2 protein-coding genes, 1 tRNA gene and 1 pseudogene are annotated in these 2,047 nt (G+C 41.4%); 2 read left to right on the forward strand and 2 right to left on the reverse strand.

Annotated elements, in window-relative coordinates:
- The first annotated feature begins 135 nt into the window (after positions 1 to 135).
- Positions 136 to 211, forward strand: a tRNA-Val gene (locus J699_RS00185).
- Positions 212 to 298: 87 nt separating this feature from the next.
- The gene (locus J699_RS00180; protein WP_005288779.1) at positions 299 to 790 is read left to right on the forward strand and encodes a DUF2750 domain-containing protein; all 492 of its coding nucleotides are present in this window, start codon (positions 299 to 301) and stop codon (positions 788 to 790) included.
- A gap of 12 nt (positions 791 to 802) precedes the next feature.
- Here the strand turns inward: J699_RS00180 and J699_RS00175 are convergent, their stop codons facing one another.
- Both J699_RS00175 and J699_RS00170 read right to left on the reverse strand, forming a co-directional pair.
- Positions 803 to 1,588, reverse strand: coding sequence for a YdcF family protein (locus tag J699_RS00175; RefSeq protein WP_032869956.1), 786 nt, complete (start codon positions 1,586 to 1,588; stop codon positions 803 to 805).
- A 119-nt stretch (positions 1,589 to 1,707) separates the two neighbouring features.
- A pseudogene (locus J699_RS00170) lies at positions 1,708 to 2,047 on the reverse strand (hypothetical protein); the annotation flags it as partial.

Below are 2,047 nucleotides of genomic sequence, written 5' to 3' on the forward strand. Positions count from 1 at the left end.
GGGTCGCGGGTTCGAGCCCCGTCCGCTGCGCCACTTTAAGATTGCAAGAATAGCTAGAGTTAAATAGATTAGAATTTATTTCTTTTATATTTAAACAAGTTTTAAAGCGATGCTTTAGATTTGTTACCTCGCTCAGGGCGCTTAGCTCAGTTGGTAGAGCGTCTGCCTTACAAGCAGAATGTCGGCGGTTCGATCCCGTCAGCGCCCACCATATATCTTCCCCAATCTCATATCATTGTAATCAATACAAAGTTATTTTATGATTAGCATCAATAATGATTCTAATACGAAGTACTTTATGAGAAATCCTTATCAACGCAAGGCTGCGTCGAAATCTCAAGCTACATCTGCCAATTCTTCACTTAAAGACACTTACCGTCAGTTTATTCAAAACATTATTATGCAACGTCACGTGATAGCGCTCTATCATGACGGCTGGGCTTTATGTTCAACACCATCAGGTCAGCATGCATTATCGGTATGGCAAAATAAAAGCTTGGCGAAATTACTGATTAAAGACAATTGGGCACAATACGAAATTCAGGAAGTACCCTTGTTGGCTTTTATTGAGAAGATGATTCCATTTTTAAAAGAAAATAATACCATCTTATCTTTGGATTTAACCCCTGAAGGGAATAACCTGCTGGTTAGCCCCGATGCTTTATTATTAGATATTAAGAACTTTTTATACCAGATTTACTTACAACGACCCGATGTATTTGCTGAGTTAAAACTGCCGTTACCGCGTGATATTCGTTTACATCAGCCAGCTTCATCCTCATTGGAATAGTAAAGGGCTCAATCAATATTCATTCAGCAGCCAGCCACTGGCATAAGCAAAATATTCTCTTAACCAGGCGTTATAGCGTGTTGCCAATGGTGTAGTCGCTCCGAGCAGGGTAATATTACGATAGCCTTGTTTTCTAGCAATGGCAGCAGCTCTTAAGGTGTGGAAATCACTGGTGACAATTGCAATCGGTTGCTGGATATTGATGTGTTGGGCTTGTAATAAAGTTTGACTATTTTTAAGGTTTAGTTCAGTGCTGGTGCTTTTATCTTCCAGAATGATTTGTGACTTAGGAATATGGTAGTGCTGCTGTAAATAACCAGACATCACCACAGCTTCGCTTTCGGTTTCACCATAATCTATCCCACCTGTCAGCACCAGTTTTGCATCAGGCTGCGCTAAAGCTACAGGAGCCGCACGATCCAATCGTTTTGCCAGCGTCGCAGAAGGTTGTCCATTTTCTACGCCACTGCCCAAAACAATAATGGCTTTTACCGGTGCAACAGGTTGTGTTTCCGTACGATTATCCGCAAGGTAATCAAAGAAATAGCCTAAGCTGACCAACCATGCCCAGAAACACAGCCAGCCAAAACGCCAGAGGCTATGCAGACGGAAGTGGTAGAAAAAGAAACGTTCAACATGATAATAAAAATAGGCATAAAGACAGAAAAACAGTCCGAGCAGTAGCGGGAGTACAGTACCAATATGAATCTTTTTAAAGGCAATCAGAATTGCGCCATCTAAGAACAGAACTGAACCGATAAGGGCTAAAGCAAGACGAATCCATAAACTTATTTGCATAATCTTAATTGTGTCGATTTGAACCGTGCTAAGTGTATGCAAAATTAAAAGAAAGGCAACACTGCGATTGTCTTATAAAAAAATGAGTGACTGGCACTCGTTTTTTTTAATGAGAAGGCTTAATACACATCTCGACGATAACGGCCTGCTTGACGTAATTCATCCAGTTTTTGTTCACCGAGAATATCTGTTAAAGCTTGGTCTACACCTGAGGCCATGCCTTCGATGCTACCACAGACATAAATCACCGCACCTTGCTCGACCCATTTTACTAACTCGTCGGCATTATTGCGCAGAATATCTTGTACATAGATACGCTGTTGCTGATCACGAGAGAAGGCCAGATCAAGTCGTTGCAATGTGCCCATATTTTTCCACGCTTCAATAGTTTCCTGATAGAAGAAATCATGTTCGCGTTGACGTTCACCAAAGATCAGCCAGTTGGCGGTGTAATTTTGG

It is taken from the genome of Acinetobacter sp. 1000160, from assembly GCF_000588715.1.
Classification (GTDB): Bacteria; Pseudomonadota; Gammaproteobacteria; order Pseudomonadales; family Moraxellaceae; genus Acinetobacter; species Acinetobacter courvalinii.